This is a genomic window from Selenomonas dianae, assembly GCF_030644225.1.
GTDB lineage: Bacteria > Bacillota > Negativicutes > Selenomonadales > Selenomonadaceae > Centipeda > Centipeda dianae.
Genome location: NZ_CP128650.1, coordinates 2,341,037 through 2,364,604 on the forward strand (window position 1 = coordinate 2,341,037; position 23,568 = coordinate 2,364,604).

The 23,568-nt window shown below is 60.7% G+C and carries 22 protein-coding genes and 1 riboswitch; of the genes, 1 reads left to right on the top strand and 21 read right to left on the bottom strand.

The genetic code is table 11. The features are described from left to right. Positions 1-6 precede the first annotated feature (6 nt). The 3 genes from secA to QU667_RS11365 all read right to left on the bottom strand — a co-directional run bounded on the left by secA (position 7) and on the right by QU667_RS11365 (position 4,798). Positions 7-2,652, bottom strand: coding sequence for a preprotein translocase subunit SecA (gene secA, locus QU667_RS11350; RefSeq protein WP_304987262.1), 2,646 nt, complete (start codon positions 2,650-2,652; stop codon positions 7-9). A 323-nt stretch (positions 2,653-2,975) separates the two neighbouring features. Further along, positions 2,976-3,851: an RpnC/YadD family protein gene (locus QU667_RS11360; RefSeq protein ID WP_304987263.1), complete on the bottom strand. Its 876-nt coding sequence runs from the start codon at positions 3,849-3,851 to the stop codon at positions 2,976-2,978. Positions 3,852-3,898: 47 nt separating this feature from the next. Further along, positions 3,899-4,798: a LysR family transcriptional regulator gene (locus tag QU667_RS11365; RefSeq protein WP_304987264.1), complete on the bottom strand. Its 900-nt coding sequence runs from the start codon at positions 4,796-4,798 to the stop codon at positions 3,899-3,901. Between the two features lie 225 nt (positions 4,799-5,023). Between QU667_RS11365 and QU667_RS11370 the strand changes: the two genes are divergently transcribed. Continuing rightward, entirely contained in the window at positions 5,024-5,188 is a 165-nt protein-coding gene (locus QU667_RS11370) for a hypothetical protein (RefSeq protein WP_304987265.1), read from the top strand. 447 nt (positions 5,189-5,635) lie between these two features. On the opposite strand, the gene hypE is transcribed toward QU667_RS11370, so the two are convergent. From hypE to dnaB, 18 genes are all read right to left on the bottom strand, one after another. After that, positions 5,636-6,643, bottom strand: coding sequence for a hydrogenase expression/formation protein HypE (gene hypE, locus QU667_RS11375; RefSeq protein WP_304987266.1), 1,008 nt, complete (start codon positions 6,641-6,643; stop codon positions 5,636-5,638). After that, positions 6,633-7,742: a hydrogenase formation protein HypD gene (gene hypD / locus QU667_RS11380; protein WP_304987267.1), complete on the bottom strand. Its 1,110-nt coding sequence runs from the start codon at positions 7,740-7,742 to the stop codon at positions 6,633-6,635. The genes hypE and hypD overlap by 11 nt, the downstream gene beginning before the upstream one ends. Then, positions 7,739-7,978, bottom strand: coding sequence for a HypC/HybG/HupF family hydrogenase formation chaperone (locus QU667_RS11385; protein WP_304987268.1), 240 nt, complete (start codon positions 7,976-7,978; stop codon positions 7,739-7,741). Before QU667_RS11385 ends, hypD begins: the two co-directional genes overlap by 4 nt. Positions 7,979-8,072: 94 nt before the next feature. After that, positions 8,073-10,400: a carbamoyltransferase HypF gene (hypF, locus tag QU667_RS11390; protein ID WP_304988462.1), complete on the bottom strand. Its 2,328-nt coding sequence runs from the start codon at positions 10,398-10,400 to the stop codon at positions 8,073-8,075. After that, positions 10,397-10,930, bottom strand: coding sequence for a HyaD/HybD family hydrogenase maturation endopeptidase (locus tag QU667_RS11395; RefSeq protein WP_304987269.1), 534 nt, complete (start codon positions 10,928-10,930; stop codon positions 10,397-10,399). Before QU667_RS11395 ends, hypF begins: the two co-directional genes overlap by 4 nt. A gap of 16 nt (positions 10,931-10,946) precedes the next feature. Beyond that, positions 10,947-11,609, bottom strand: coding sequence for a hydrogenase nickel incorporation protein HypB (gene hypB, locus QU667_RS11400; protein WP_304987270.1), 663 nt, complete (start codon positions 11,607-11,609; stop codon positions 10,947-10,949). A 3-nt stretch (positions 11,610-11,612) separates the two neighbouring features. Then, the gene (locus QU667_RS11405; protein ID WP_304987271.1) at positions 11,613-11,951 is read right to left on the bottom strand and encodes a hydrogenase maturation nickel metallochaperone HypA/HybF; all 339 of its coding nucleotides are present in this window, start codon (positions 11,949-11,951) and stop codon (positions 11,613-11,615) included. Position 11,952: 1 nt separating this feature from the next. Further along, positions 11,953-12,195, bottom strand: coding sequence for a heavy-metal-associated domain-containing protein (locus tag QU667_RS11410; RefSeq protein ID WP_304987272.1), 243 nt, complete (start codon positions 12,193-12,195; stop codon positions 11,953-11,955). 73 nt (positions 12,196-12,268) lie between these two features. After that, positions 12,269-12,952 (bottom strand): Ni/Fe-hydrogenase, b-type cytochrome subunit, encoded by a 684-nt coding sequence (gene cybH, locus QU667_RS11415; RefSeq protein WP_304987273.1) that lies wholly within the window; start codon positions 12,950-12,952, stop codon positions 12,269-12,271. Positions 12,953-12,964: 12 nt separating this feature from the next. Further along, the gene (locus QU667_RS11420) at positions 12,965-14,878 is read right to left on the bottom strand and encodes a nickel-dependent hydrogenase large subunit (protein WP_304987274.1); all 1,914 of its coding nucleotides are present in this window, start codon (positions 14,876-14,878) and stop codon (positions 12,965-12,967) included. Next, positions 14,875-15,963 (bottom strand): hydrogenase small subunit, encoded by a 1,089-nt coding sequence (locus QU667_RS11425; RefSeq protein WP_304987275.1) that lies wholly within the window; start codon positions 15,961-15,963, stop codon positions 14,875-14,877. Before QU667_RS11425 ends, QU667_RS11420 begins: the two co-directional genes overlap by 4 nt. A 250-nt stretch (positions 15,964-16,213) precedes the next feature. Next, positions 16,214-16,378, bottom strand: a riboswitch (molybdenum cofactor riboswitch). 99 nt (positions 16,379-16,477) lie between these two features. Next, positions 16,478-17,251, bottom strand: coding sequence for a hypothetical protein (locus QU667_RS11430; protein ID WP_304987276.1), 774 nt, complete (start codon positions 17,249-17,251; stop codon positions 16,478-16,480). An 11-nt stretch (positions 17,252-17,262) separates the two neighbouring features. Beyond that, the gene (locus QU667_RS11435) at positions 17,263-18,171 is read right to left on the bottom strand and encodes a M23 family metallopeptidase (protein WP_304987277.1); all 909 of its coding nucleotides are present in this window, start codon (positions 18,169-18,171) and stop codon (positions 17,263-17,265) included. A gap of 220 nt (positions 18,172-18,391) precedes the next feature. Then, a complete protein-coding gene (locus QU667_RS11440) occupies positions 18,392-18,913 on the bottom strand; it encodes a DUF4446 family protein (protein ID WP_304987278.1) in 522 nt (173 codons plus the stop codon). A gap of 27 nt (positions 18,914-18,940) precedes the next feature. Continuing rightward, on the bottom strand, positions 18,941-19,963 hold the full coding sequence (locus QU667_RS11445) for a ParB/RepB/Spo0J family partition protein (protein ID WP_304987279.1): 1,023 nt from the start codon (positions 19,961-19,963) through the stop codon (positions 18,941-18,943). Continuing rightward, positions 19,950-20,714 (bottom strand): ParA family protein, encoded by a 765-nt coding sequence (locus tag QU667_RS11450; protein ID WP_304987280.1) that lies wholly within the window; start codon positions 20,712-20,714, stop codon positions 19,950-19,952. The genes QU667_RS11445 and QU667_RS11450 overlap by 14 nt, the downstream gene beginning before the upstream one ends. A gap of 417 nt (positions 20,715-21,131) precedes the next feature. Further along, positions 21,132-22,094 (bottom strand): 6-phosphofructokinase, encoded by a 963-nt coding sequence (gene pfkA / locus QU667_RS11455; RefSeq protein ID WP_304987281.1) that lies wholly within the window; start codon positions 22,092-22,094, stop codon positions 21,132-21,134. 144 nt (positions 22,095-22,238) lie between these two features. Then, positions 22,239-23,561 carry a replicative DNA helicase gene (gene dnaB, locus QU667_RS11460; RefSeq protein ID WP_304987282.1) on the bottom strand — a complete coding sequence of 441 codons (1,323 nt, stop codon included), beginning with the start codon at positions 23,559-23,561 and terminating at the stop codon, positions 22,239-22,241. Positions 23,562-23,568 lie beyond the last annotated feature (7 nt).

The following is a 23,568-nucleotide window of genomic DNA, read 5'->3' on the forward strand; positions in this document are numbered from 1 at the left end:
GCTTCCCTACTTATTCTTCCCGTGGCAGTTCTTATACTTCTTGCCGCTGCCGCAGGGACACGGATCGTTGCGCCCGACCTTTTTGCCGCTCTCGTCCTTCTTCGCACTCTTTGCCTCGGCGGGCGCGGACTCGTCGCCGTGCGAGGCACGTGCGGTCGAGAGGTGATCCTCAAGCTTTGACCGCTCGCGTGCGAGCAGCTGCTCCGCGCGCCGCTGTGCGCCCTCGTCCATGACGGGTGCGGGGCGCGGCGTGCCGTCCTCCGCCACGGGGGCGGCGGGTGGTGCGGCCTGCGGCGTGACGATGCTCACATGGTACATGAGGGAGGCAATCTGATCCATGATGGATGCCTCCATCTCCTCGAACATCGTCAGCGCCTCGATCTTATACTCAACGAGAGGGTTGCGCTGTCCATACGCACGCAAGTTGATGCCCTCACGCAGCATATCCATGTGGTCGAGGTGATCCATCCACTTCTGATCCACGACGCGGAGCATGACGACCTTTTCCAGCTCGCGCATATTCTCCTCGCCGAACATCAGCTCACGGTTCTTGTAGCCCTCCTCGGCGATCTTTTCCAATTCCTCTTGGATCTCGTCGCGTGCCAGTGCCTCCAGCTCCGCCTTTTTGAGCCGCCCCTTCGGCGCATAGACCTTCTCTGCGTCCTCGATGAGCGCATCGAGCTGCCACTCCTCGGGGTAGAGTTTTTCGTTCGCGTACTGCGTCATCTCGTCCTTGATGATGTGTTTCACCATCGCGAGGATGTTCTCGCGCAGGTTCTCACCCTTGAGGATCTTCCTGCGCTCACCGTAGATGACTTCGCGCTGCTGATTCATGACATCGTCGTACTCAAGGACGTGCTTGCGGATGTCGAAGTTGCGTGCCTCGACCTTCTTCTGTGCGTGCTCGATGGAGCGCGTGATGATCGCGTGCTCGATCGGCTCATCCTCCTCCATGCCGAGGCGGTCCATGATGCCCGCGATGCGGTCAGAGGCAAAGAGACGCATCAGATCGTCCTCCAGCGAGAGGAAGAACTTCGACGCGCCGGGATCGCCCTGACGACCCGAACGTCCGCGCAGCTGATTGTCAATGCGCCGCGATTCGTGGCGCTCTGTACCAACAATGTATAGTCCGCCAAGTGCCTCGACACCCTCGCCGAGCTTGATGTCCGTGCCGCGTCCCGCCATATTCGTGGCGATGGTAACCGCGCCCTTTTGCCCCGCATTTGCGACGATCTCGGCTTCCTTTTCGTGGAACTTCGCATTCAGAACGACGTGCGGGATGCCATTCCTTTTGAGGACGTGCGACATCTCCTCGGACTGCGTGATGGAGGTCGTGCCGATGAGGACGGGCTGCCCCGTTTCGTGGATCTCCTTGACCGCATTTCCGACGGCGCGGTACTTCGCCGCCTTCGTCTTGTAGATCACGTCCGGCTCGTCGATGCGCTGTACGGGCTTGTTCGTCGGGATAACGATAACGGGCAGGTTGTAGATCTTTAGGAACTCGTTTTCCTCGGTCTTTGCCGTACCCGTCATGCCCGCGAGTTTCTCGTACATACGGAAGTAGTTCTGGAAGGTGATGCTCGCGAGGGTCTGCGACTCACGCTGGATCTTCACGCCCTCCTTCGCCTCAATCGCCTGATGAAGCCCGTCGGAGTAGCGCCGTCCCTCCATCAGACGACCCGTGAACTCGTCCACAATCACAATCTCGTCGCCCTTGACAACGTAGTCGCGGTCGCGGTGCATCAGCGCCTTCGCGCGCAATGCCGCCGTAAAGCAGTGCGAAAGCTCGATGTTCTCGGGTGCGTAGAGGTTTGTGATGCCGACGATTTTTTCAATTTTGGGTACGGCGGAGTCGGCGGGCGCGACGGTCTTCTGCTTCTCGTCGACCGTGTAGTCCTCGCCCTCCTTCAGGTGGCGCACCGCCTCCGCCATGACGCGGTAGTTGTCCGTGGACTTTGTGCCGGGTCCTGAGATGATGAGCGGGGTACGCGCCTCGTCGATGAGGATGGAGTCCACCTCGTCCACAATGGCGTAGTGCAGCGGACGCTGCACCATCTGCGCCTCGGAGAGCACCATGTTGTCGCGCAGGTAGTCAAAGCCGAACTCGTTGTTCGTGCCGAACGTCACGTCCGCCGCATACGCCGCCTTGCGCTCGGGGAAGTCCATGTTGTGCGCGATGAGACCGACCGAAAGCCCGAGGTAGCGGTAGAGCTTGCCCATCCACTCGCTGTCGCGCCGTGCGAGGTAGTCGTTGACCGTGACGACGTGGACGCCCTTGCCCTCCAGCGCGTTGAGGTAGACCGCCGTCGTCGCGACGAGGGTCTTGCCCTCGCCTGTGCGCATCTCCGCGATCCGCCCCTCGTGGAGGCAGATGCCACCGATCATCTGCACGTCGAAATGACGCATCCCGAGCACGCGTCGCGAGGTCTCGCGTACAACGGCGAACGCCTCGGGCAGGATCTCCTCCATCGTCACGCCCTCTGCGAGCTGCTCGCGGAATTTGCGCGTGTAGCCCGTGAGCTTGTCGTCCGTGAGGTTCGTCATCTGAGGTTCGAGCGCGTTAATCTGCTCAACAATGCCACGGTAGCGCGCGATCTCCTTGTCATTGTTGTCGCCGAGAAAGCGTTTGAGAATCGAAGATATTCCGAACAAGTAGTTTCACACTCCTATGTCTGTGCTGTGGATCTATAGGAATCGCTGATAAAATGAAGTCCGTCAGATTGGCGTAGATTTTTCGTCCGAACAAGGAGGCAAACCGGACGCATAGCCAAAGCTATGTGGAGGATCGCGGGCACAGTGCGGGCGAAAAAGATGCGTCAAGATGGCGTGGCTGAATTTATCAGTGCTTCCTATAATAATAGCGTATGCAAAAAAGCCTGCGCCAAGACAGTATTCGTTTCATTATAACACAAAGCCCCCGCCTTTGCATACTAAATGTTGCAAAGACGGGGGTGCTGCATGGCGCGTACGTCATTTCAACTGCGTACCAGTGCCGCATACTTCGCGCGTTCTGCCACGGGGATTTGCAGCACGTCCATCGCCTTTTCCACGGAAAAGTTCATGCTCTTCATCAGATTGTCAATGGAGGAGGCAAGCGCCTGCTGCATCCCCTGCTGCATTCCGCGCTCCATGCCATCTTCCCACGCTTCCTCAGCACGCACCTGACGCGCGAGTTCTTCGTCCCACTCGAAATTCACCATGTCAAAGACCTCCTTTTCCAATTTCTCCGTAAAATAGTCCGGCAAGTAATTGTTTTCGATGCAATAGCGAATTGCCTCAGGAACTGCTTCCGCAAGGAGTTTTCCCGCCCGTGCCAAGGCGCGTACCTGTGCAACAAAGGCACTGTACGCACGGAGCGGAGCACAGTGTTCAAGGAGTTCGTGTCCTGCCCCCGCATTGATATTGAAGACATCGACAACCAGCTCCAACACATCCGCTGCTCCACCAAAGGCATCGGACAACCGCAGCCGCCACTCCTGCGGCATCGCCGCCTTCCCGTTGTAGAGAACGTAGAATTTCGGGGCGGGAAGAGGGATACGTTTTGCCCGATAGGGGGCTTTGGGATCGACGTATTGACGATAGAGTTCGGCGATGTACCAGAGCAGACGCAGCGGCATATTCTCATTCACCGTACTCTGATGCTCAAGCAGAACAATGTGGCGATCCCGCACGAGAAAGCTCACGTCATTTTTCTCACTGCTGAAAAACGTCTCATCCATCGTGGTGATCCGAATCTCGGAGGGCTCTGTCGGCTCGCCTGCAAGTGATGTATAGACCTCGGACAGACGCTTTTCGTTGTTGAAAATATCCCGGAAGAGCGAATCTTTGTAGGTACGTTTTGTCTGTCTCATATGCTCTTTCCTCCATCATAGCCCCTCGCCGCCAAAATGTAAAGGCATCATCCCTTCTTCCCGTCGCCGAGGAGTTCCTTTGCGAGGCCGCGCAGATAGGTCATGACGAGGCGCACGTCGTCAAAGGTCTGGCGGCCTTTTTTCGTAACAAGACCGCTGTTGATAAAGATGGGATCAATCAGCGGGATCTGGACGAAGTTGTCCGACGGCAGCACGGACGGCCGCGCGAGGAATGTCGATCCGATGCCCGCGTGCACGAGGTTCTTGACGGTGTGGAGGTAGGGCGAGTAGTGGACGACGTTCGGCTTTTCGCCCGCACGCCCGTAGGCATCCTGTACGAGGCGGTCAACGAAGAAGTTGCTGTCGAGCATGATGAGCGGTTCGTCCCGGAGATCTGTGATGCTGAGCGAATGCCGCCGCGCAAAGGAGTGATCCTTTCGCGTGACAAAGGTACACTCGCAGTCAAAGAGTTTCGCATACGTCAGGCGTGCGCTGAAATCGACGGTGTAGTTTGTCAGCGCAAAGTCCAGTTTTTCCTCCTCGACCATCTGGAGCGCGCTCACGCCGCCCGTCTCGATGATCTCAAGGTCGATCTCGGGGTGCTCGCGGCGGAAGTTCCCGAGGATGTGCGGCAGGAACACCACGCCGAGCTGCAGCGGCATCGCAATCCGCACCTTCGCATGACGGTGCGCCATATCGCGGATCTCATCGTCCAGACGCGCAACCTCCGTGAGGATGTAGGAGACCTTACCGAGGAGTTTCGCCCCGTCCGTCGTCACCGTGATCTTGCGTCCCTCGCGGTGGAACAGGTTCAGCCCCGTCTCCGCCTCAAGCGCCTGCATGGCGACGGTGACGGTCGGCTGCGAGACGTGCAGGTGCTCCGCCGCCTTCGTAATGTTCTGCCACTGGCAGACCTCGTAGAAATACCGCATCTGTACCAATGTCATCCGGCTCATCTCCCTTAGTATGATTCCTAGTGCCATTTGTTCCCCCTATATTAGTCTACTATATGCCGAAATAGTGGAATAGTATAAAAGTCACACATGAAATAAATTTTTTTCATAGGTTGACACTATCATTTTATCAGAAAGAAATATTTTATACAATATGGAAAAAGTGCTAAGTTAAAGACCATGCAGATACATTCAGCACGGACAGAAAGGGGAACTGAAATGACCATCTATTATGCAGATGCGGTGGAGGAGTTCGTCAAGGATATGCTGGAGGCAAACGCGGACAATCTCAAGGCGTTCGAAACGAAGCCGGGCGTATACTCCAACGTCGACCCCGACACGCACCACGATGTCGAGATCCCCGACGTGCATCTCACGAAGTGATCTATCATCCTACTACAGATAGATAAGGGAAAAAGCGGGCGGCTGACCACTGCCCGCTTTTTCGTGTGCGGAAAATTGCGAACCAAAATTTCTGCGTATGCAATCCATGGAGATATGTGCCCCAAAGCGAACCCTAGTGGAGCAAACAGAGAAAAGCGTGCGACCCGCCCCCTGCGGATTTTGACCGTCCAAGCGAAGCGCGTTTGAAATCCGCAGGTATTGGGGAATCACGAACGCAATGATGCTGTTCAGATTGGTGCGGATTTTCCGTCCTATCAAGGAGATAAACCGGAAGCATAGCGGTGGCTATGCTGAGGATTTATCGACGCAGAGAGGGCGAAAAAGATGTGCCAAGATGGACAACTGAATGCGTCCGTGATTCCCTCGCGGACGAGCACGCGGCTGTTTGCGCAACTAAGCGTTCGCGCGGGGAACGCCTGTAGATATTCAGCAAATCCGAGGCACAAGCTCCCCGAGCGGCATCTCCACCACGCGGATGCCGCCGAGCGCGGTGCGCAACCCGACCGTTCCCGCCGCCTCCGCCGTCGTACGTCCGATCACGCAGGCACTGCGTCCGTGCGGATCGGCGTGCATCACCGCAAGAACACGCGCCGTGTCCTCGGGCGGGACAAAGGCGAGGAGTTTCCCCTCGTTCGCAAGCGTCAGCGGGTCGAACCCGAGGATGTCACAGACCCCCTGCACGGCGGGATGCACGGGGATCGCCGCCTCGTCCAGCAGGATGCCGACGCCCGCCGCGCCCGCCAGTTCGTTCAGCGATGCCGCCACGCCGCCGCGCGTCGGGTCGCGCAGGACGGCGATGGACGGTGCCGCCGCGAGCATCGCCGCCGTCAGATGGCAGAGCGGCGCACTGTCGCTCTGTATTTCGGGCGGGAGCGTCAGATTGTGCCGCGCCGCCATGACCGTCGCCGCATGGTCGCCGAGCGTCCCCGAGACGATGATGTCCATGCCCGCCTTGATGTTCGTCGGAGCGATGTCCGCGCCCGCGATCAGCTCCCCGACGCCCGCCGTGTTGATGTAGATGCCGTCGCCGCAGCCGCGCGGCACGACCTTCGTATCCCCCGTGACGATGAGAACGCCCGCCTCCTCCGCCGCCGTGCGGATGTCGCGCACGATGCGGCGCAGCGTGGCGATGGGAAAGCCCTCCTCAAGGATCACGGCGAGCGAGAGCCAGCGTGGGACTGCCCCCGTCATCGCGAGATCGTTGACCGTCCCGCAGACCGCGAGCCGCCCGATGCTCCCACCGGGGAAGAAATGCGGCTGCACAACATAGGAGTCCGTGGTAAACGCCGCGCGTCCCGTGAGCGGCAGGACAGCGCCGTCATGCAGCGTATTGAGAATCGTATTGCCGAGCTCCGGCAACACGACCTCCTCCATCAGCGCGTGACCTGCCTGTCCGCCCGCACCGTGCGCAAGTGTGATGACCTCATGCTCCATAGCGGAATTTTCCTCCCCCGTATTTGTACCATGCGGCACACGTCCCCTCGACCGACACCATGCAGGGGCCAATCGCGTGTTCCGGTACACAAGCCCTGCCAAAGAGAGCGCAGTCGCGCGGCACGATGGCACCGCGCAGCACCTCGCCGCAACGGCAGCCGTGCCGCCCGTCGCCGCCCACGTCGATCACGAGCGGGCGCACGCGGGCAAAGTCGAACGCTGCATATTCCTCCCGCATCGAAAGCCCCGAGGCAGGGATCATCCCCAGCCCGCGCCAGCGCACCGCCGCAGGTTCATAGACGCGCTCCATCGCCGCACGCGCGACCGGATTGCCCGCCCGCCGCACAACACTCTCGTAGGCGTTCTCAATGCGCGCCTCCCCTGCGCCAATCTGACGCACGATCTGATGCAGGGCACGCAGAATTTCAAGCGGGGCAAAGCCGCCCACAACGCCGGGGATATGGTAGTCCTGCGCGAGGAACGCAAAGGCATCCGTCCCCGTCACCACCGCAACGTGTCCCGGCAGGAGGAATCCGTCAACGTGCGTCTCACCACCATCGAGGAGCGCACGCATCACGGGCGGGACAAGCTTTTGCGCAGACAGCAAAAAGAAGTTCCCGCGCCCCTGTGCCTTCGCTGCGAGCACCGCCGCCGCCTCGGTCGGGGCGGTCGTTTCAAATCCGACGGCAAGGAATACAACCTGCTTGCTCGGGTTTTCCGCCGCAATCGTGAGCGCATCAAGCGGCGTGTAGACGATGCGGACATCCGCGCCCTGCGCCTGCGCCGCGGCAAGGCTTGAGCGCGTCCCCGGCACCTTCAGCATATCGCCGAACGTCGTGATGATGACATCCGCCATCCCCGCATACGCAATCGCCGCATCGATGTAGTCGTCCGCTGTCACGCAGACGGGGCAGCCGGGACCCGAGACCAGCTCGATGCCCTCGGGCAAAATCTGCCGCAGTCCCGCACGGAAAATCGCAACCGTATGCGTGCCGCAGACCTCCATAATGCGGATGGCTTTGCCGTGCGATGCGAGCACCGCCCGCATCTCTTTGATCATTGCCGCCGCAAGCTGCTGCGTCTCCTGCACAGCCGTCATGAAAGTGCCTCCACCGTACGCGGCGCACCGTGCATCTCCGCCCGCAGCGCCTCGATGCGCTCCGCCTCATCCGCCTCTACAACCTGCATTGCAAAGCCTGCATGAACGAGCACATAGTCCCCCACCGCCGCCTCGGGCAGCAACATGAGGCTTGCCGCGCGGCGCACCCCGCTCACCTCCACCGAGGCAAGCTGATCCTGTATGTCAACGATTTTTGCAGGAACTGCTAAACACATACCGTATCCTTCCCTATGATTATATCTATGGCATGTTTCATCGTCATGCCGTAAAGTAACGCAAGCAGTGCGATGCTCCCATAATAATATTCTATCATCCCATCCGTGCGCGCGCCACCGCCGCCTGTCCGTACGCGATCCCGCCATCGTTCGGCGGGACGAGATGCGGCAGGAGCACACGGAAATCGTCGAGACGCGCGAGCAGATTCTCAAGCAGCAGTGCATTCTGAAACACGCCGCCCGAAAGCGCCGCCGTGCGAATCCCCGTCCGCGCCGCCAGAATGCCGAGCATCTCCGTCACCGCCGCCGCCATCGTCACATGGAAATCGAGCGCACGTCCCGCACGCTCCTCCTCCGTCAGCCGCTCCGCCCCGTCCGCCAGTGCGTGCAGCACAGGCAGGAAGTCCACCGTCATCGGCACAGACACGCAGTTCATACGATACGGCAGCACGACACCCGTCCGCCGCGCCCGCCGCGCACAGAGCTCCAGCTCGATTGCCGCCTGTCCCTCGTACGCATTCACGCGGCATACGCCAAGGAGCGCCGCCGCCGCATCAAAGAGCCGCCCCGCACTCGAAGTCGGCGGCGCATTCACCCCCGCCGCCGTCGCCTGCATCAGCAGTTCCCATCCTGTCGGAAGCTCCGCCGCGAACTGCGGCGCATATTTTTCCAAATCCCCGCCATACATCCCATGGAGCACCCAGAGCGCGAGCCGCCACGGCTCTTTCGCCGCGCGGTCGCCGCCCGGCAGAGGCAGATATGCAAAATGTGCCAACCGCTCATAGTCCGCGAGATTGGCGGCCATGAACTCCCCGCCCCACGCCGTGCCGTCGTCCCCGTATCCCGTCCCGTCGAGTGCAACGCCGAGCACGCGCTCATGACAGGCGTGTTCTGCGAGCACCGCCGCGATGTGGGCATGATGGTGCTGCACGCGGACGAGTGAAAGTCCCCCCCGCGCGGCACGCACCGCCATGTACTGCCCCGAGAGGTACGCAGGATGGAGATCGGCGGCAAGCATCTCCGGCTGCACGGCAAAGAACCGCTCGTAATGCGCAATCGTCGCCTCGTACGAGGCGAGCACACTGCACTCCGTCAAATCCCCGATGTGCTCGCTCAGAAACGCCTCCATGCCGCGCGTGAGGCAAAATGTATTTTTCAGCTCCGCCCCGCCCGCAAGAACGGCATTCCCGTGCGCAGCGGACAATGCGAGCGGCATCGGGGCAAAGCCGCGGCTGCGGCGGATCATCTGCCGCCCGCCCGCCGTCATGCGCATCACCGAATCGTCAACGCGGTGTACAATCGCGCGGTTATGCACGAGCACCGCATCCGCAATCCCCGCCAGCCCCCGCACGGCAACATCATCCTCGTACATCATCGGCGCGCCGCTGAGATTCGCACTCGTCATCACCCAGAGATCGTTTGTCCCAAGCAAAAGCAGATGCACGGGCGCATACGGCAGCAGCACGCCGAGATATGCATTCCCCGGCGCAACGCTCTGTGCAACAGCATCCGCCGCATCCGCACGCCGACGGAGCAGTACAATCGGTGCGGCGGACGAGGTGAGCCACCGCTCCTCCTCCTCGGAGACGACGCACAGCGACCGCACCAGTTCCATCGACCCCGCCATCACGGCGAGCGCCTTCGCCTCACGGTGCTTCCTCGCCCGCAGGCAACGCACCGCCGCGTCACTGCGCGCATCGCACGCGAGATGATAGCCCCCGATGCCCTTGACCGCGAGGGTGCCGCCCGCCGCGACAATCGCCCGCGCCCGCACGAGCGGCTCGCCCTCCTCCGCCGCCCCATCGACGAGGAGACGGTAGGAGGGGCCGCACACCGCGCACGCATTCGGCTGCGCGTGAAAGCGGCGGTCAGCGGGATCGTCGTACTCCCGCTGACACGCGGGACACATCTGAAATGCCGCCATCGAGGTCAGCGGGCGGTCATACGGCACGCCGCGAATGATCGAGTAGCGCGGGCCGCAGTTCGTACAGTTTGTAAAGGCGTAGCCGTACCGCCTGTTTTCCGCAGACAAAATCTCACGGCGGCAGTCGGCGCAGACGGCGAGATCGGGTGAAACGAGCGTCCGTGCCGCCGCGCCCTGCGGACTGGCAAGGATGTGAAAATCCTCCGCGCCCGTTGGGGGAATCTCCGCGAACGTCACCGCAGTCACAGATGCCGCGCACGGAGCTTTGTCACGCAGCCCCGTCGCAAACGCGTCGAGCGCCGCCGCCGTCCCCTCCGCCTCGATGCCGACGCCCGCGCTGTCGTTCCACACGCATCCCGCAAGACCGTGTTCCCGTGCGAGACGGTAGACAAAGGGGCGGTAGCCCACCCCCTGCACAATCCCCGAAACACGAAAAGCGCGCCTTGTACGCGCGCCTCCCGCAGGATGTATCAGATTTCCGCCCGAATGCACGCTCACGCGCTCCGACGACGCTGTGCCGGCCGCTCTGCGGGAACAATGCCCCAACGCACCAGCTCCTCCACCGCCCGATGCGCAAAGCGCGGCAGTGCCGCCGCCATCTCCGGACTGAGCGTCAGCCCCGCCGTCACCTCATACGGCTGCATCCCGAGCACAACGACGTTCGGGATCGCCCGATCCGTGACCGTCAGCCACGCGAGCACATCCTGAATCCCGATCTCGTGCGAGGACATCTTCTCCTGAAAATGCGCCATCACCGCATCGTTTTCAAAGCGGTAGACCGTACCCGCAGGCGCATCGCCCGCGACGGCATCGAGGATGAGCAGCTTCTGTGTCCCCGTGACGAAATGCAGCAGCTCGGGACCGAGCGTCCCCCCGTCGAGCAAACGGACATCGTGCGGAAAGCGGAAGTGCTCCTCCAGATACTCCACGGCACGCACGCCAAAGCCCTCGTCCCGTAAAATGATATTGCCGATCCCGAGCACCGTCACGGGTGCCACCGCAACCAACTGGTCATGGATCACTCTCATCGCCTTCCTCCTATTGTCACGCCTGTTTCTTCTTCGCCCGCACCTGCCCGCGCAGCCAGTCCTGCCACGCCGGGAGACCCTCGCCCGTGCGGCACGAGATGGGCAGCACCGCGATCCCCGGATGGAGTGCCGTGATGTCCTGCTCCGCCGCTGCCCTGTCGAAATTCGTATAGGGCAAGAGGTCAATTTTATTGAGGAGCGCCACGGCAGACTCCTTGAAAATGAGCGGGTATTTCAGCGGCTTGTCGTCGCCCTCCGTGATGCTGAGCGCGACCGCCTTCGCATCCTCGCCGAGCGCGAACTCGGCGGGGCAGACGAGGTTGCCAACATTCTCGATCACAACGAGGTCGAGCGCGGTGAGATCGAGTTTGTCCAGAGCAGCCGCGACCATCGCCGCATCCAGATGACAGCCGCCGCTCGTGTTGATCTGCACGACGGGTGCGCCGCACCGCTCGATGCGCGCCGCGTCCTTCGTCGTGAACAGATCGCCCTCGATCACCGCCATGCGCAGCTCCCCGCCGAGCGCCGCAAGCGTCCGCTCCAGCAGCGAGGTCTTGCCGCAGCCCGGCGAGCCGAGGAGGTTCAGCGCATAGATCCCGTGCCGCGCAAAGAGCGCCGCATTCTCCGCCGCCGCCGCCTCGTTCCTGCCGAGGATGTCCGCCTTTACAACTACCTTCATATCCTATTCCATCTCTATATAGTCCACACGCATCTCGCGCCCGTGCGTCATCTCCATCCCGCCGCCGCAGACGGGGCAGAGAACGTCTGCGGGGCGCAGCCGCCGCTCTCTGCCGCAATCATGGCAGCGTCCCGCAAGGGGAATGCACTCCCACGTCAGTGCCGCCGTCTCCGCCATGGTCCCGCGTACGAGCACCCGAAAGGCAAGCGTCAGCGCCTCCGTTTCCACCCCCGAGAGCTCACCGAGCAGGAGATGGATACGGTCAATGCGCTGTGCCTTATTTTCATGGGCATAGTCAAGAGCGATGTCCAAGATTCCCTCGGCAATCGCCATCTCGTGCATCCTAGAGCTCCGCCGAGAGATTGTGCGCGGCAAACGTGGAGATCAGCTCCATCATCTTCGTTTTTGCCGGATCATAGTCCACTGTCGTTTCACCGTCATGCGTATGTATATGCACATAGAGAACGCCGGGCAGCCCGAGGAGTGCCTTCTCCACAGCGGCGGCATTCTCCTCCGTATAGCCCTTGACAAAAAACTGTAAATGCGTGGTGCTCTCCGCGAGTCCACAACCGCATTCTTTACACATAAAAATCTCCTTTGTATTCTACGCTTGCGCAATGAAGCGTTCGCGTTGGACACGCAGAAACGCTCCCAAAGGTTTACTCCACATCCTTCGCATCGGCGGGCGTATGCCGCAGCAGCTTCGACCCTGCGAACATACTCGACACCTCCGCCTCGCCCTCCATGAACTCCGCACGGATGACCATGTAGAAATGTCCGATGGCAAAGAGAATGATCGCCCACGCTGCATAGTGATGCACGAAATGCGACATGAACTCGTTGCCGAGGACACGGTTCACCCAGCCGAACAGGATGCCGCCGATCGCCGACGGCTCCGTCATATAGTACATGGCAAAGCCCGTCAGCACCTCGATGGCGACGAGCACATACAGCCCTGCATACGAAGCGCGCGCCAGAGGGTTGCGCAGGAACGGCGCGTGCGACGGCTTGATGAGCGCATAGTGCAGACCGACATCCATCATGTCGCGGTAGTACTGCTTTTTCCAGAAATGCGGGAAAAGGCGGTCGCCGCGATTGATGATAAAGCCGTAGACGCGCCCGATGAAGCCCGCACAGAACGCAAACGCCGCAATGAAGTGGATGTTGCGCACGAGGTTCATCAGGAGCGGCGTATCCGTCGGCTCGGAGGCGAGAATGACGGGCGGCTTCGTGATGAGGAAGCCCGTGATAAAGAGCACGATGATCGCAATGACCATCAGCCAGTGAAAGATGCGCAGGAAGGGACTGAAGAGGTAATATTCCTTGCGTACTTCTTGTTTCATGCGGATCGCCCCCTATTCGTCCACGCGCACGCCGGCGTAGGGGTCGGTCGTGACGACGCGGATCTTCTCCCCCTTTGCGTTAAAGAGGTGCGTCGCGCACGCCATGCACGGATCGAACGAGCGCACCGCCTTCACGATCTCCAGCGGCTTGTCGGCGATCTTGACGGGCGTATCCATCATCGCCATCTCGTACGCACCGTGTCCCGCTGCATCATCGCGCGGACAGGCGTTCCACGTCGTCGGCACAACCGCTTGATAGTTGGCGATCTTGCCGTCCTTGATGACCGCCCAGTGACTGAGCGCACCGCGCGGCGCTTCGTAGAAGCCGACGCCCTTCGCCTCCTTCGGCCACGAGGAGGGATCCCACTTGTCGTTGTTCACCACGCGCGTGTCGCCGCTCTTAATGTTCGCGACGAGCTTGTCAAAGAAGAACTTGCTGATCTCCGCCTGCAGCTGCGCATCGAGCGCACGCGCCGCCGTGCGGCCGACCGTCGAGGGCAGCCACGCCTCGGCAGGAACGCCGAGCACCTTCGTCACCGCGTCGATCTGATCGACAATCATCTGCTCCGCCCACGTGAGGTCGCCGAGCAGCCCCTGCTTTGCCTTCGTGTAGAGGACGATGTAGCGCGCCAAGGGGCCGACCTCGCAGAGCTTGCCGCGCCATTTCGGCGTCTTGAGCCACGAGTATTTGCCCTGCTCGTTCAGCGCCTTCCACTCCGTCTTGGTACCTTCCTTCGGCTCTGTGTAGTGCGGCTTCGTCTCGCCCTCCCACGGGTGCAGCCCCTTGCTGTCGCCGCCGCTGTACTCGTACCAGCCGTGTTCGACGCTCTCGCTGATGACCTCGGGGTCGGAGACATCCTCCATCTTAAAGTCATAGACCTTCGCCTGCATCACGCCGCCCGCAAAGTTCTCGACGACGCCGTTGCAGCGTACGAGCAGATCCTTGAAAAAGTCGCCGTTCGTTGCGCCTGAGAACGGCTCCTCGGGGAACATCCCGAATCCGAGCACGCGCTCCTTGGCGAGCCCGCCGCCCGAGGTGTAGCCCTTCTGCACATACAGATGCCCGATGGCGAGCACATCCGGCAGATAGTAGTTGTTCATCATGTGGCGTGCGGACTGGATCGAGCGATCCACAATCGCAAGCCGCGCCGTGTTGATCGGTGCGTTGCCGTCCTCCATCGAGATGGAGCAGGGCATACCGCCGAGACAATAGTGCGGGTGCGGGTTCTTGCCGCCAAAGACGACGTGCGGAACGACGAGATCCTTCTGCTTGTCCAGCATTTCAAGATAGTGGGAAATCGCCATGAGATGCACCTCGGGCGGCAGCATCTGATAGTCGGGGTGATCCCACCACTGCGCGGAGAAAATACCGAGCTGGCCGCTCTCCACGATCTTCTGCACCTTCGCCTTGATCGCCGCATAGTAGTCCGCGTTCGAGACGGGGAAGTCGTGCGGATACGCCTCCGTCTCAAGTCCCTGTGGGCCGCGGAAGGGCAGACGGTAGGCCCTGAGCACCGTGTTCTGGAGTGCCGCCGTCGCCGCAGGATCCGCCTTCAGAGCCTCCAACGGGCTGACCCAGTCGAGCGCGTGGAGGTGGTAGAAATGGATGATGTGATCCTGATGGCCGAGGGATGCCGCGATGATGTTGCGGATGTAGTGTGCGTTCTTCGGGATGGTGATGCCGAGCGCATCCTCGACCGCACGCAGACAGCCGAGTGCATGGGAGGACGTGCAGACGCCGCAGATGCGCTGGATGTACGCCCACGCATCGCGCGGGTCGCGGTCGTTCATGACGAGCTCAAGCCCGCGCCATGCCGTTCCGGAGGAGATGGCATCCGTGACCTTGCCCGTCGCCTCATCCACCTGGATCTCGACGCGCAGATGCCCCTCAATGCGCGTAATCGGGTCAACAACAACGTGTTTCATTCATGCACCTGCTTTCCCTCGTTTTCAAGCTGCTTCTCGTGACATTTCTTCTGCACAAGGCTCGCGCCCGCGTGTGCCGCGACACCAACCGCCGTCGCCACGGCAAGCCCCGCACCGACCATATCCACGTCGATGCCGTCATACTCGGGCAGACGTTTCGAGAAGGGCGCATCATCCCAGAAATTCGCATTGCTGCACCCGATGCAGGGCGCACCCGACTGGATCGGGTACGACATTCCTTGGTACCAGCGCAGATTGCCGCAGGAATTGTATGTCTCAGGTCCTCGGCACCCGAGGTGATAGAGGCACCAGCCCGCCTTTGCGCCCGCATCGTCAAAGCGATCGGCAAACATCCCCGCATCGAAGAACGGACGGCGATAGCAGGTGTCGTGGATGCGGTTGCCGTAGAACTGGCGCGGTCTCCCCTCCCCGTCGAGCGGCGGCAGCGTGCCGAAGAGCGCAACGTGCATGACGACCCCCGTCATGACCTCGGGGATCGGCGGGCAGCCGGGCACGGCGATGTAGGGCTTCGCCCCGATGAAGGCACGGATGCCGCGCGACTCGGTCGGGTTCGGCGCAGCCGCCTGGATGCCGCCCGCCGTTGCACACGTGCCGTAGGCAATGACCGCCTTTGCCCCTGCCGCGACGTGCTTCAACGTCTCCATGAAGGGTCTGCCGCCCGACATACAGGTGTAGGCGTGCTCGCCCGCCGCGACCGCACCCTCGACCGCGAGGATGTACTCACCGTGGTACTTCTTGACCGTGGTTTCGAGGTGCTCCTCGAACGGCTCGCCGCAGCCGGCACTGAGGACATGACTGTACTCCAGCGCAATGTTGCTGAGCACCAGATCGGACGCGAGCGGCGCACCCGAGCGGATGAACGACTCATCGCAGCCCGTACACTCGTGCCCGTGCAGCCAGATCACGACCGGCAGCGGCTTCGTCTCCGCCGCCTCGACGACCTTCGTCATCATGTCCGTGCTCAGCCCCATCAGCGACGTGAGCGTCACGCAGCCCTTCAAAAAGCTGCGCCGACTCATGCCCTTTGCGAGATAGGCCTCCCACAAGCTCTCCCTTTTACTCACACGAATCCTCCTAATCTATACACCATTTATAATTGATAATGATTACTCATAGTTATAGAAAATTTTTATAATTATACACCGATTCCTAAAAAAAAGAAATACACTTTTGTGCGGCAGAGAAACTAATTTTACGTTCGTTTTTTCACGCAAAAAGGCTGTCCCCCGTACCCAAGGCACGACAAACAGCCCATGACACAGTCGTATCCACCGCATCTATGCACATCGAAACAGATGCAGACACATCCCGTGATTGGCGATTCTGTCGTTTCCTTTTCAAGGGAGAGACGATGCCTCCCGACGGGAAGGCACGGGCATTTCTGCCCGAACCCTGTGCGCGTCTTGGCCGAGCCGCAGCGCAGGCGCAATATCATAGGCACATGCCCTTAGATATTTTTGCTCGGAAACGGAGAGGAGTTTCCCCCTCTGCTATGGAAGGAAGCACGGATTACGCTTTCTTAATCGTTTGTTAATTCTAACAGATTTTGTGGAAAATGTCAATATACGACATTTATTCTCAGTATGTCCGAGATTTATTTTTCACCTTGTATTTCTTCGCCGCCTTCTTCACGGCGTCACGCTCCTTCTCCGCCATGGTGTTCGGACGGATCTCGGCAGCGTGCCCGTCGCGCTCCGCATCCGTGATCACCGTGTTCGCGCCGTCATAGGCGATGATCTCATAGGTGCGGATCGTGTTCTTTTTGGGGTCGAGCACGCGCCGTTGGAGGGTGTAACGGACGTTTTCGTATGCCTCGTCGTGCATCGCACGCACGAACTGTGCGCTGCCGAGGTCGTTGTAGAGGATGAGCTGCCAGTAGGAAAGTGTGCCGTCCTCGTTCCGCTGCATCCGCGTGCGGTCAAAGAACCACCCGCGCCGCTCGTCGCCCTCGATAAAGACCCAGTCGCCCTCCGCGAGCGTCACGGGTTCGATCGCGGTCGCCGCGCCGTAGGCAGCATTGTCAGATGCCGTGGGAGCAATGCCGATCCCGTGCCCACCGTCCTGCGGTGCGGGCTCTTTTGCAGCAGACTCCTGCGCTGCTGCGCCCTCATGCGCAGGATGCGATGTGCGTTCTTCCTCGTGCGAACCGACAGACGCATCACCGAGTTCATCCAGCTCCTCCTCAAGAGTGCTCTCCTCGTCCGCATTTTTTGCATCCGCATCTGCGGGCGCGGCGCTCTCATGCTGCTCCTGTGCCGTCATAACCTCGTGGATGTCCTTTGCCTCCGCACGCACGCCCCATGCGGACAGGAGGAAAAGCCCTGCGGCAATCATACAAATGATGGATTTCATACCGTTCTCCCTTATAAATATCCTGCGGGGTTGACGGGCTGACCGTCAACGCGCACCTCATAGTGAACGTGCGGACCTGTCGAGTGTCCCGTCGAGCCGACGTAGGCGATCACCTCGCCGCGCCGTACCTGTTGTCCAACCGTGACGGCAAGCGCGGAGGCGTGTCCGTAGCGCGTCACGATGCCGCCGCCGTGATCCACATCGACCATGTTGCCGTAGCCGCCGTTCCATCCCGCCGCCGTGACAACGCCGTCGGCGGTCGCAACAATGGGCGTACCCATCTCGGCGGCAATGTCGATCCCCTGATGGAACTCCGTGCCGTCAAAACGCAGACCGTAGGGCGAGCTGACATAGCCCGCCGCCGGCCAGATGGAGGGTACGGTATGTGTGGCATCGTCCGAGACGAACCCTGCCGCCCCGGGGAACTCCCTGCGCAGGGTCTCGGCGAGGAGGTCAATGGAGGAGCGGCGCGTACCAAGACGCTGCTCGATCATCGTGAGCGCCTCACCGACATCGGCGGTGGTGAGGTCATGCGGTGCGCCGCCCGTCGGGGCATATGTCCCCTCCTGCACAGTCTCGTCCGCAGCGGCGGGCGGTGCGCCGACGATGGCACGCAGCCCGTCCTCGGAGCGGCGCAGCTGATCGAGATCCTGTTGGAGGGCGGCAGCCCTTTTCGATACCTGCAGAATCTGCTCCTGTTGGATGCGGTTCGCCTCGCGCAGCTGTGCCGTCTCCGCATTGTTCGTATCGCCCCGCATGAGGGTATAAATGGAGAGCACCGATGCCGCTGCAAGGACAGCGACCGCCGCCCCAGCCCCCACGGCGAGCAAGCGTGCAGAACGCAGCGAGAGACGCACCGTGCGCGTCACATCCGCTGCGTTGTCGATGAATTGGATTTGATAGCGTGTTTCTTCGTTCAAGCTGTTCTCCTGGATGATATAGAGGTCTTTCCTTGTTCAACGGGGAAGGGCACGGACGGTCTGTGTTGCTCCGCAGCAAGCCCTAGTGAAGCAAGTGTCCGACCGCTTGCGTAACGAGGGTTCTGCGAGGAGCGCACAGACAGACGGCACTGTTCCTCCGACCTATCCTAGCCGAAAAAAATGAAAACCTGCTGAGTGCCAGCAGGTTTTCTATGCTTCCTCAATACTTGATCGGCAGCGGCTGCGCCATCGCCTCGCGCAGCACGCCCTTCTCCTCATCGGTGAGCGGATACTCCGAGGAGCCGTTCTTGATCGGTTTGATGTAGCTGCGCGAGTCCGCACGGGCGAAGATGCTCGAAAAGATCACGCCGTCGTTGTTCGCATCGAGCATGGCGACCGCATAGCTGAGATCGCCGCCCATGTCCTCGAACGCGCGGAACCGGACGGAGGCGACGCGCACGATCGACTTGCGGATGAACTGCCGGATGAGCTCGTTCTCCTCAAGAATCTGCGCATTCGTCGCAGCGATCGCCTCGACCTCGTGGATGTGTCCGATCAGCATTCCCTCCAGATCGTCCGCCTGCGTGCCGCGCATCATCTCGCGGTAGCGTGCACGCATCGAGCTGAGGCGCACCATGGTATAGATGACCAAAATCAGTAAGACCAGAATAAGCAGCATGGAGGTCAGCAGGAGTGCTGCCTCATGTGCTGTGATATAGTTGACGAGACTGTTCAGAAACAATGTTTTCTTCCTTCCCTATGTCGGCAGTCAGACGGTGAAGGACTGCGTGGAGATCGCACGCAGCGCCGCACGCTTATCCTCCTTGGACGGGCCATCCGTGCCCGTGAGAAGTCCCAACAGGCGTTCGAGATCATCGGCGGAAAAATAGCTGATCTCCAACCGTCCCTTTCCCTTCTCACGTCCCTCCTGTATACGGACCTTCGTCCCGAGTTTCTGCGTCAGACGCTCCTCCGCCGCACGGACGAAGATGTCCGGCGTACGCTCCTGTTTTTCCGTCTGTTCCCGTTTTTTGAGGGCGTTCGCGTCTTTGGCGAGCCGCTTCACGAGTGCCTCCGCGCCGCGTGCCGAGAGCTCATGCTCCTGTATGTACTCCGCCGCCTCGTATTGGAGCGCGTGGCTGTCAATTGCGAGGAGAGGGCGCACCTGCCCCATCGTGAGGACACCGTTCGCGATAAATGCCTGTACGCCCTCGGCGAGGCGCAGGAGGCGCACGCTGTTGGCGATCGCCGAGCGGCTGCGTGCCACGCGCCGCGCCAGTTCCTCCTGCGAGAGGCGGAACTTCGTCAGCAACTGCTCGTAGGCACGCGCCTCCTCGATCGGGTTCAGATCCTCGCGCTGGATGTTCTCGATGAGCGCCATCTCCGCCATCTCGGCATCCGTCGCCGTGCGCATGACGACGGGAACGTGCGTGAGCCCTGCAAGGCGTGCCGCACGCAGGCGGCGCTCGCCCGCGATCAGCTCATATCTGCCGTCGCCGATGGCACGCACGGAGAGCGGCTGCAGAATGCCATGCCGTGCGATGGACTCGCGCAGCTCCTCCAATGCCGCCTCGTCGAACTCACGGCGCGGCTGAAAACGGTTCGGCTGTATGGCATCCACAGCGATCTGTGCAGGGCTTGCCGGTACGGCGGATGCCGTCTGCTCTGTGGGAGAAGCCGTCCGCCTCTCTGCGGCAGGTGCATCCGTCGGCTTTTGCCCTGCGATCATGTTTTTCCCCAGTCCGAGTGCGCCGAGGCCGCGCCCGAGACCGCCGGTCTTAGCTTTCTTCACGCTTCATGACCTCCCTCGCAAGCTCGATGTAGCTCTCCGCACCGCGCGATGTGATGTCGTAGGAGGTGATGGGCTGTCCGAAGGACGGTGCCTCCGAGAGCCGCACATTACGCGGGATCAACGTACGATAGAGCGCCGTACCAAAGACGTTTTTTACCTCCTCGACGACCTGCGTCGCAATGCGTGTGCGCCCATCGTACATGGTCATCACAACCCCTTGGACGGTGAGGGCGGGATTCGCACTCTCCTGCACGAGGCCGATCGTGTTCATCAGCTGTGCCACCCCTTCGAGTGCGTAGAACTCACACTGGATCGGGATGAGGACGGCGTGCGCCGCCGTGAGTGCGTTCAGTGTGAGAAAGCCGAGCGACGGCGGGCAGTCGATGAAGATGTAGTCGTAGTCGTGCGCAACGGTCGAGAGCGCATCCCTAAGACGCGTCTCCCGCCGTGCAAGGGACGCCAGTTCCACCTCCGCGCCCGCAAGCTCGACGTTCGCGGGCAGGACATCCACGCGGTAATCCGAGTGAATTACCGCATCCCGCAGGCTGTCCCCGCCGATGAGGACACGGTAGGTCGTGGTCATGAGCATATTCTTGTCAATGCCGAACCCGCTCGTCGCATTCCCCTGCGGGTCAATGTCAACGAGCAGGACACGGCGTTTCATGCGTGCGACAGCGGCGGCGAGATTGACCGCCGTCGTCGTTTTGCCGACGCCGCCCTTCTGACTGGCAATCGCTATGATCTTTGCCACGGGATCATCCTTTCTGCGGGAGTGGTGTTTAACGATTCTATGATAAGTGTTACGGAAGAATGCGGACAGCGATGCTCCTAAGCAAACCCTAGTGGAGCAAGCGGGAAAATACTGACCTGTCCAAGAAGCAAGTCCGCAGGACGAAGCTGATTGGGTAACAGGTCGCATGGGAAAACGTCCCAAGAACACAAGCGTTAGCGAAGTGTGATTGGATGACGTTGACCGCTTGTGCGGTACGCCCCGCCGGACTTCTTTCGTTCAAGCGTAGCGCGTTTAAGAAGTCTGGCGGTATTTGAGCGTACAAGCACACGAACGCTTGCGCAACTAAGTGTTTGCGTGGAGCACGTATATCCGTATCATTTGACGTAGGCTCTGTTTAACAACTGATTTTGCAGGGGGAAAGCCCAACCCTGCGTTTTAGAACAGTACCTTCGCCAGATGCAGATAGTCGGGGTCGAGCTTCTTCTTGTTGTTCACGGCATCGTAGAGGTTGACCGAGACGACGTGTCCCTTGCTGTAGCCGAACACCACGCCCGAGAGCCCCGAGATGAGGGCGAGCGCCGCCTGCTCCCCGAGCTGACTTGCACGGACGCGGTCAATGACGGTCGGCGAGCCGCCGCGCTGGATGTGACCGAGCACGGAGACACGCGTCTCGATGTCCGTATGCGATGCGATGTAGTCACAGACCTCCTGTCCCGATGCCGCGCCCTCGGCAACCACAATGAGGATGTAGCGTTTGCCGTGCTCATAGGCGCGGGAAAGATCCTGCGTGAGCTGTTCCAGATCGAACTCCTCCTCGGGCACAATGATGTACTCCGCACCGCCCGAGATCCCCGAGACGAGGGCGAGCCATCCGCTGCCGCGCCCCATGACCTCAAGGACAATGACGCGGCGGTGTGCCGATGCCGTATCGCGTAGCTTGTTGATCGCGTCGATGATCGTGTTCGCCGCCGTGTCGCAGCCGATCGTGTAGTCCATGCCCCAGACATCGTTGTCAATCGTCCCCGGCAGTCCTACAATCGGAAAACCGTACTCCTCGGAGAGCAGTTGTGCGCCGCGCAGCGACCCGTCGCCACCGATCACGCAGAGCCCCTCAATCCCGCGCTTGATGAGATTCTCATGTCCGAGGCGGCGTCCCTCGGGGGTCTGCCACCGCTTGCAGCGTGCCGTCCCGAGGAACGTCCCGCCGCGCTGGATAATGTCGCCCACATCGCGCGACTGGAGTTCCCGAAGGTTCTCCTCCAAGAGCCCGTGATACCCGTCAGTGATGCCCCAGACCTTCACGCCCTCATAGAGTGCCGTACGTGCAACCGCGCGCGCCGCCGCATTCATCCCCGGGCTGTCTCCCCCGCTCGTCATGATCGCAATACTCTTTAACACGACTCTTCCTCCCCTGCCTATTGATGCGTACAGGACGCACGCAATCCATACATATGAACTCCCTTCATCATAGCACAAATGACAAAAAAAATCCCCTCTTTTTTGAAAAGAGGGGTGAGAAAATGATTGTTTCACGTGAAACAATCAGGATTCCCGTGTGAGATCGCGGAAGCGCGTATACTCCTTCTGAAAGAACAGTTTCACCGTATCTGTCGCGCCGTTGCGGTGCTTCGCGATACTCAGTTCGGTGATGTTCGCGTTCTCCGTATCCTGATTGTAGTAGTCCTCACGATAGAGGAACATGACGATGTCCGCATCCTGCTCGATGGAGCCGGACTCACGCAGGTCGGAGAGCATGGGGCGCTTGTCCGAGCGTCCCTCCGTTGCACGCGAGAGCTGCGAGAGGACGACAATCGGCACAGAGAGCTCGCGCGCGAGCACCTTCAGCGAACGCGTCATCTCGGCGACGGCAAGGGTGCGGTTCTCCGCGCGTCCGGGCGCTTGGATCAGCTGCAGATAGTCGATAGCGATCAGATCCAGTCCGTGCTCCGCCTTGAGCCGGCGTGCACGCGTACGGATGTCAAGAACCGTAGTGCTGCTCGTATCGTCAAAGTACAGGTTCGTCTTCATCATGCGGTCGGCGACCTTGACGAGGCGTTCCCACTCCTCATCGTCCAGTTCCCCGCGTGCCAGACGCGTCGCGTCAATCTGCCCTTCGGCGCAGAAGATACGGTGCATGAGCTGTTCGCGCGGCATTTCGAGAGAAAAGAATGCGACCGTCCCGCCTTGGAGCGCGACATGGGTCGCAAGGTTGAGGACAAATGCCGTCTTCCCCATCGCAGGGCGTGCCGCAACGATGATGAGATCGGATTTTTGCAGGCCGCGCGTCACGGAGTCGAGCGTTACAAGCCCCGTCGAGAGACCCGTGATCCCCCCCTTTGCCTTGGCAAGCTCGCTGACACGATCCACGGCATCAAAGACCACGTCCTTGATCGGCACAAATGTACCCGTCGTCTGTCCGCCTGCGATGGCGAGGATCTTGCGCTCCGCATCATCGAGCTGCTCGGCGATGTCCTCGCTCGCCTCATACGCCGCGCCTGCGATCTCCGTACTCGCGTCGATGAGCGCACGCAGAACCGCCTTCTCCCGCACGATCTTCGCATAGTGGACGAGGTTCGCCGTGCTCGGCACACGATTGGTCAGGTTCGCGAGAAATGAGATGCCGCCGACCTGCTCGATGAGATTCTTCTTTTTCAGCAGTTCCGTCACCGTCACGATGTCAACCGGCTCGCCGTTGCGAACCAGTTCCTCCATCGCCTCAAATACAGCGCGATGTGCCTGCCGATAAAACTCGTCCGCACGCAGCAGTTCGATCGCCTGTGTGACCGCCGCAGGTTTCAGCATCATCGCTCCGAGGACGGACAGCTCCGCCTCAATGTTCTGCGGTGGGATACGTCCTTCCGCCATCGGATTC

What these genes read in the sequence shown, in the direction of transcription:
- QU667_RS11360 (WP_304987263.1), bottom strand. Translation starts at nt 3,851, where the DNA reads ATGAGACAGACAAAACGTACCTACAAAGATTCGCTCTTCCGGGATATT.
- QU667_RS11365 (WP_304987264.1), bottom strand. Translation starts at nt 4,798, where the DNA reads ATGACATTGGTACAGATGCGGTATTTCTACGAGGTCTGCCAGTGGCAG.
- QU667_RS11370 (WP_304987265.1), top strand. Translation starts at nt 5,024, where the DNA reads ATGACCATCTATTATGCAGATGCGGTGGAGGAGTTCGTCAAGGATATG.
- hypE (WP_304987266.1), bottom strand. Translation starts at nt 6,643, where the DNA reads ATGGAGCATGAGGTCATCACACTTGCGCACGGTGCGGGCGGACAGGCA.
- hypD (WP_304987267.1), bottom strand. Translation starts at nt 7,742, where the DNA reads ATGACGGCTGTGCAGGAGACGCAGCAGCTTGCGGCGGCAATGATCAAA.
- QU667_RS11385 (WP_304987268.1), bottom strand. Translation starts at nt 7,978, where the DNA reads ATGTGTTTAGCAGTTCCTGCAAAAATCGTTGACATACAGGATCAGCTT.
- QU667_RS11395 (WP_304987269.1), bottom strand. Translation starts at nt 10,930, where the DNA reads ATGAGAGTGATCCATGACCAGTTGGTTGCGGTGGCACCCGTGACGGTG.
- hypB (WP_304987270.1), bottom strand. Translation starts at nt 11,609, where the DNA reads ATGAAGGTAGTTGTAAAGGCGGACATCCTCGGCAGGAACGAGGCGGCG.
- QU667_RS11405 (WP_304987271.1), bottom strand. Translation starts at nt 11,951, where the DNA reads ATGCACGAGATGGCGATTGCCGAGGGAATCTTGGACATCGCTCTTGAC.
- QU667_RS11410 (WP_304987272.1), bottom strand. Translation starts at nt 12,195, where the DNA reads ATGTGTAAAGAATGCGGTTGTGGACTCGCGGAGAGCACCACGCATTTA.
- cybH (WP_304987273.1), bottom strand. Translation starts at nt 12,952, where the DNA reads ATGAAACAAGAAGTACGCAAGGAATATTACCTCTTCAGTCCCTTCCTG.
- QU667_RS11420 (WP_304987274.1), bottom strand. Translation starts at nt 14,878, where the DNA reads ATGAAACACGTTGTTGTTGACCCGATTACGCGCATTGAGGGGCATCTG.
- QU667_RS11430 (WP_304987276.1), bottom strand. Translation starts at nt 17,251, where the DNA reads ATGAAATCCATCATTTGTATGATTGCCGCAGGGCTTTTCCTCCTGTCC.
- dnaB (WP_304987282.1), bottom strand. Translation starts at nt 23,561, where the DNA reads ATGGCGGAAGGACGTATCCCACCGCAGAACATTGAGGCGGAGCTGTCC.